Source organism: Streptomyces sp. FH025 (genome assembly GCF_017427025.1).
GTDB lineage: Bacteria > Actinomycetota > Actinomycetes > Streptomycetales > Streptomycetaceae > Kitasatospora.
This window is the reverse complement of record NZ_JAFLNG010000596.1, coordinates 1-4,881: the sequence shown is the minus strand read 5'-3', so window position 1 is coordinate 4,881 and position 4,881 is coordinate 1. Positions and strand designations below refer to the sequence as shown.

4 protein-coding genes are annotated in these 4,881 nt (G+C 72.0%); 2 read left to right on the top strand and 2 right to left on the bottom strand.

All coding sequences use genetic code 11. The annotated features are described in order from the left end of the window. Positions 1-113 precede the first annotated feature (113 nt). Positions 114-872 (bottom strand): GntR family transcriptional regulator, encoded by a 759-nt coding sequence (locus tag J0670_RS30185; RefSeq protein WP_207814881.1) that lies wholly within the window; start codon positions 870-872, stop codon positions 114-116. A 132-nt stretch (positions 873-1,004) separates the two neighbouring features. Here J0670_RS30185 and J0670_RS30180 point away from each other — a divergent pair, with 132 nt between their 5' ends. Next, the gene (locus J0670_RS30180) at positions 1,005-1,223 is read left to right on the top strand and encodes a hypothetical protein (protein WP_207814880.1); all 219 of its coding nucleotides are present in this window, start codon (positions 1,005-1,007) and stop codon (positions 1,221-1,223) included. Positions 1,224-1,475: 252 nt separating this feature from the next. Here J0670_RS30180 and J0670_RS30175 read toward each other — a convergent pair whose 3' ends face one another. Continuing rightward, positions 1,476-1,757 carry a hypothetical protein gene (locus tag J0670_RS30175; RefSeq protein ID WP_207814879.1) on the bottom strand — a complete coding sequence of 94 codons (282 nt, stop codon included), beginning with the start codon at positions 1,755-1,757 and terminating at the stop codon, positions 1,476-1,478. A 214-nt stretch (positions 1,758-1,971) separates the two neighbouring features. Here J0670_RS30175 and J0670_RS30170 point away from each other — a divergent pair. After that, the coding region (locus J0670_RS30170) for a BTAD domain-containing putative transcriptional regulator (RefSeq protein ID WP_207814878.1) at positions 1,972-4,881 on the top strand (2,910 nt) is incomplete at its 3' end.

Below are 4,881 nucleotides of genomic sequence, written 5' to 3'. Positions count from 1 at the left end.
CTCCGGCGTCACGAAGACCGTGGAGGACTTGGAGGCGCTGACGAGCCCGGGCCGATGAGGGGGACGGCGCGCAGCCCGAGCGGTTGGCACCAGGGGCCGTGTGTGCCGGTGCGTCAGGCGTCGAAGTCGTACTCCAGGACGTAGGAGGCGGCGTCGAGGGTCATCTCGTTGAGTTCGACGACCTGGCCCTCGTCGGCGAAGGCGGTGCGGCAGATCAGGATGACCGGGGTGCCGGCGGAGAGTTCGAGGCGGGTGGACTCCTCGGCGCTGGGCATCCGGGAGCGGACCTCCTCGCGGAAGTGGACGGGCTTGGCGCCGAGTTCCGCCAGGCGTGCGTAGGTGCCGCCGGGGCCGGTGTCCTCGCGGGTGATCGCGGTGCCGGCGACCAGGACGGCGGGCAGGTAGGAGGTGGAGAGCAGCACCGGCTTGCCGTCCAGGACGAAGCGGCGCTGCCGTACGCACATCGGCGTGCCCGGCTCCACTCCGAGCACCCGGGCGACGTGCTCGGGCGCGCCCAGTTCGGCGACGGACACCTGGTCGACCACCAGGGTGCGGTTGTCGATGTCCGCGGACCATATCGACCGCCCGGACCCCCACTGCCCCTGCGCCAGCCGCTGGATGCCGCGCCGCCGCAGCGGCCGGAAGTCCCGGACGAACACCCCCGCGCCCTTGCGGGCCTCGGCGATGCCCTCGCTCTGCAGCACTCCGAGCGCCTGGCGGGCGGTCATCCGGGCGACGCCGTACTTGTCCATCAGGTCGTTCTCGCCGGGCAGCCGGTCGCCCGGGCGGTAGCGGCCGGCGTCGATGTCCGCCTTCAGGGAGTCGGCGATCCGCTGGTACTTGGGCTGCCTGTCGCCACTGCTGCCGGTCATCGCCGCTCCCTCTGCTCGGGCAAATCCTAGGCGTGCCTCCGGCCGCCGGTAAGGAGATACGACAGGCCGTTGACATCTCTAGAGATATTAGCTTCTCTAGAGATGTGAGGCACGCGCCGAAAGGAGCAGGCGGTGAGCACCCGACAGCGGAACACCTCGGCCTACCGGCCGCACACCGGTGAACTCGTCCTCGACCGGAGGACCGGACGCACCGGCATCTACATGGACACCGTCGGCGGCGAGCACTACCTGCGCCCCGAGGGGGGCGGCCGCGAATGGACCGCCGAACCGAACCACGTCTCACCCGCCCCCGAGGCCCGCGATTCGACCGAATACCGTCAGCCCTGGTAATTGCGGCGAAATCCCCGCGAACAGCTACATTCCGGACCTTGCTATCCCCGGTGAATCCGGAATTCCGGAACGCCCCCGCGCTCGACGTCGGGCACGTTACGGATATCACCGGTCACCATGCGTGCACCGTGGGCGGGAATCGGCCACCGGTGAATCGGCCTCCCCGATGGGCTCGCACACGAATTGGCGCGCGCATAACGAGCGGTGCCCCCGCGCCCGGACGGGGGCACGGGGGCACTCGGCCGGCGCTGCTTACGGGTTGCCGCCGACGAGGCTCTCGGGCTTGTACGGGCCCTGCTCGTCAGCGGCCGACGGGGCGGGCTCCCCGATGTGCTGACCCTCGTCGCCGAACGAGCCGTTCTCGAACGCGGCCCTCTCGGCGTCCGTCGGCGCGGTGTACTCGGTCGGGTTCGAGGCCGCGGTCACCGCGCCCTCGACAGCCTTGCCCGCCTCCACAGCGGCGGCCGGGGTGCCGGTCTGCGCCGTGTTCTCGGGCGTCGACAGCACCGGGGTCTCGCTCTGGTCGTTGGCCATTGGGCGGCCGCCTTTCGGTCATCAAATGTGTCCCGCCCGACCTCCGTGGCACGGGCGTGCGGACAGTATCGTAGGGTTGATTAAATGTCCGATAAACATCGTGCGGCTTGCGGTGCCGTCCGGCAGAGTCAGGCGTCCGCCTAAGCTGAAGCACCACGGCGGACCGCCGAGCGCCCTTTCACGGAATCGACACCACAGGCCATCGGGGGACTTCATGGAGTTTCGGGAGACGCCGCAGACCCCTGCGTTGCGCTTCCAAGTCCTCGGTCCGGTCCAGGCCTGGCTCGACGGTAAACCCCTCTCCCTCGGATCCCCCCAGCAACAGGCCGTTCTGACCACCCTCCTGCTGCACTCCGGACGCCCCGTCACCACGCAGGGCCTCGTCGACGCGCTCTGGGGCGAGCGGCCCCCGGCCCAGGCCGTGGCCGCGCTCCGCACCTACGTCTCCCGGCTGCGCTCCGTCATCGAGCCCCGGCGGGAGGTCCGCCGACCCGCCGAACTGCTGGTCTCGGTGGCCGACGGCTACGCGCTGCGCATCCCGGCCGAGGCCCTCGACCTGTCGGTCTTCGAACGGCTCTCCAGCGAGGCCGCGGCCGCCCGCGCCGCGGGCGACAGGCACGAGACCCACCGGCTGCTGGCCGAGGCGCTGAACCTGTTCAGCGGCCGCCCGCTCACCGGCATCCCCGGGCCCTACGCCGACGCCCAGCGGCTACGGCTGGCCGAACGCCAGGTGGCGGCGACCGAGGAGCTGTGCGCCGCCGCGCTCGACATCGGCCTGCACGCCGAGATCGTCGGCGAGCTCAACAACCTGACGACCGAGCACCCGCTGCGCGAACGCCTGCGAGAACTGCTGATGCTGGCGCTGTACCGCTGCGGACGCCAGGCCGAGGCACTCGGCGTCTACACCGACACCCGCAAGCTGCTGATCGAGGAGCTCGGGGTCGAACCGGGCGCGGGCCTGTCCTCGATGCACACCCGCATCCTCGCGGCCGACCCGGCGCTCGCTGTCCCGGTCGTCCCCGCCCCCGCCGTCCGCGAGGACGGCCCGGCCACACCCCCCGCTCCGGCCCAACTCCCGGCCGATGTATCGGACTTCAGCGGGCGCTCGGAACTGGTGGGCGACCTCTCGGCGGTCCTGATGAACGCCACCGGTCAGGCCGTGGTCGTGACCTCGCTGGCCGGCATCGGCGGCGTCGGCAAGACCACCCTCGCGGTGCACGTCGCCCACCGGGTCCGCGCCGAGTTCCCGGACGGGCAGCTGTACGTCGACCTGAGAGGCGCCGGCGCCTCGCCGGCCGACCCGGTGGTCGTCCTGGGCGATTTCCTGCACGCGCTCGGCGTCACCGAGAACCCCGACTCGCTCGAACAGCGCGCCGCCCTCTACCGTTCCCTGCTCGCCAACCGGCGGATGCTCATCCTGCTCGACAACGCGCGCGATGCCGACCAGATCCGGCCGCTGATCCCCGGAGTCTCCGGCTGCGCGGTGCTCGCCACCAGCCGCTCCCGGCTCGCCGGCATCCCCGGTGCCCAGCTGTTCGACGTCGAGGAGCTGACCCCGGACGAGGCGCTGGCGCTCTTCTCGGCCATCGTCGGCGAGCAACGGGTCGCCGCCGAGCCCGAGGCGGCCATGAAGGTGGTCACCGCCTGCGGTTTCCTGCCGCTGGCCGTCCGCATCGCCGCCGCCCGACTGGCCAGCCGTCCGCGCTGGAGCGTCTCCGACCTGGCCCGTCGGTTAGCCGATCAACGCCGGCGACTGGACGAACTCCAGCTCGGCAACCTCGCCGTGGAGACCACCATCGGGCTCGGCTACGGACAGCTGTCCGCGACCGAGGCCCGCGCCTTTCGGCTGCTCGCGCTCATCGACTCCCCCGACATCCCCCTGGCGGCCGCCGCGGCACTGCTCGGCGTGGACGAGTACACCGCCGAGGACCTCGTCGAGGCCCTGGTCGAGGCGAACATGCTGGAGTGCTTCGCTCCCGGCCGCTACCGCTACCACGACCTGCTCCGGCTCTACGCCCAGCGGCAGAACGAGCGGATCGGGGACACCCGGGAGCAGGATCGGGCGGTGCTGCGGCTGCTCGACCTGCTGATCCCGACCGTCCGGAACGCGGCCCGGGCCATCGAGCCGGACGACGCCGAACCGGAGCTGCTGACCACGCCCTCCTCGGCGGGGATCAGCCTGCCCACCAGCGGCTCCGCTCAGGACTGGCTGCGGACCGAGGGCGCTCTGCTGCTCAACGCCACGGCTGCGGCGGCGAACGGCCCCCGTGCCTCTCAACATGCGGCGATCGACCTGCTGATCCTGTTGTACGGCCTCGGCCCGGACCCCACCCACGGCCCCCAGGGACGACAGATCCTGGAGACCGTCGGCCGCGAGGCGGAGCACCGCGGCGACCGCGCCGCGCTCGCCCGGGTGCACCTGGCCCTCGGCACCCTGCAGTCCGCTACCAGTGACTTCCAAGGGTCCGAACAGTCCTTCCGCCGGAGCCTGGACCACCAGGCGCCGGACGAGCCGACCTTCCTGCTCCTCGCCACGGCCAACATGCTGGGCGTGATGCTGAACGTCAGCAACCGTCCGGCCGAGGCCCTGTCGTTCTACGAACAGGCCCGTGCCACCAGCCAGGCCGTCGGCGCCCCCTTCCTGGAGGCGCGGGTGGTCAGCAACATGGCCCGGGCCCAGCACCGGCTCGGCATGACCGAGACGGCGATCAAGTCCGCCGGCGACGGCGTGGCCGCCGCGCGCGAGTCCAAGAACGGCCCGCTGCTCGCCCAGACCCTCTACCAGCTGGGCGTGGTGCTCTCCGGCATCGAGGCCGTCCCGCACCTGAGGGAGGCGCACGGGCTGTACCAGTCGCAGCAGAACCTCCTGTGGGAGGGCTACACCCTGGCCCGCCTCGCCTCCGCCCTGCTCACCGCCGGGCAGCACGCCGAGGCCGCCGAGGCGGCGGGCGGGTCGCTGGCGATCGCGCAGGAGCTGGACTCCGCCTACTGCCAGGGCCTGGCCAACGCCGCGCTGGGCGAGGCGTTGCTCGCCCTCGCGCAGCCGGCCCGCGGGCTCGCCTGTCTCCAGGAGGCGCACGCGATCTTCACGCGGCTCGGTGTGCCGGAGGCCTCCCCCGTGGCG